General features: G+C 79.8%; 1 protein-coding gene. It reads right to left on the bottom strand.

Going from position 1 to position 1,120, the window contains the following annotated elements; translation table 11 throughout:
* On the bottom strand, positions 1 to 1,120 hold a 1,120-nt coding region (locus DQW06_RS27470; RefSeq protein ID WP_232833182.1), incomplete at both ends, for a condensation domain-containing protein.

Below are 1,120 nucleotides of genomic sequence, written 5' to 3'. Positions count from 1 at the left end.
GCCCCCGCCCCGGGGCGGGGCCGCGGTCTCGGGAGCCTCGGGTGGGCGCGGGGTCCGGGCCGCCCACCGGTAGAAGTCGGCCGTGGGGGGCAGGCACTCCTCCTTCCCGGACAGCGCCGACCGGTAGGCGTGCGCGAGGTCGTCCAGCAGGATCCGCCAGGAGAGGCCGTCCACGGCCAGGTGGTGGGCGATCACCGCGAGCCGGTCCCCGCCGTCGGGGTGGTCGGTGAACAGGTGCGCGCGCAGCAGGAGCCCGGAGTCCGGGTCCAGACCCCGGTGCAGTTCGGTGCACGCGCCGCCGATCACCCCCGTAGCGCGGCCGGGCTCCCCGGGCAGCCGCGAGAAGGACACCGCGTGCAGGTCCCGCGCGGGACGCGGACGCCCGGGGCCGCCCGGGCCGACGGGGGTGCGCAGGGCCGGGTGCCGTTCCAGGACGGCCCCCACGGCCGCGGACAGGGCCGGGGCGTCCACGGGCGCCGCGCAGCGCAGCAGGACGGACTGGTTCCAGTGGCGCGTGTCGGCCAGGGGCTGCCGCAGCAGCCAGCGCTGGGCGGGGGCCAGCGCCCGGGCGTGCTCCGGGTGGGGTGCGCGCTCGGCCGGGTCCCCCGCGTCGGGGCGGGCGGCCGAGGCCAGGAGTTCGGGCGTGGGGTGGCGGTAGAAGTCCTCGAAGGCCACGCGCAGACCGGACCGGCGCAGGAACGCCACCGTGCGCATGGCCAGGAGGGAGTCCCCGCCGAGTTCGAGCACGTCGGCGCCCGGGCCGACGGAGGGCAGTCCGAGCGCGCCCGCCCACAGTCCGGCGATGGCGCGGACCAGCGGCCGTGCGTCCGGGTCCGGCCCGTCCGGGGCGGTGCGGCGTGCCCGCGCGTCCAGGGCCGCGTTCACGGCCTCGGCCAGGCGCGCGCGGTCGAGCTTGCCGTTGGGGCCGGTGGGGAACGCGTCCAGGGCGACCACGGGCTGGGGCACCGCGTACCCGGGCAGCCGCTCGCGCAGGTGGGCGCGCAGCGCGTCGAGCAGCTCCGCCTCCTCCCGCGCGCCGGTCGGGCGCACGGCGGCCACCAGGGCGGTCCCCGCGGGCGTCTCCCGGGCCAGCACGGCGGACAGCCCCACCCCCGGGAAC

The sequence above is a fragment of the Nocardiopsis sp. TNDT3 genome, assembly GCF_003427465.1.
Taxonomy (GTDB): domain Bacteria; phylum Actinomycetota; class Actinomycetes; order Streptosporangiales; family Streptosporangiaceae; genus Nocardiopsis; species Nocardiopsis dassonvillei.
Note: the sequence above shows the minus strand (reverse complement) of the source record. Positions and strands in the feature narration are given on the sequence as shown.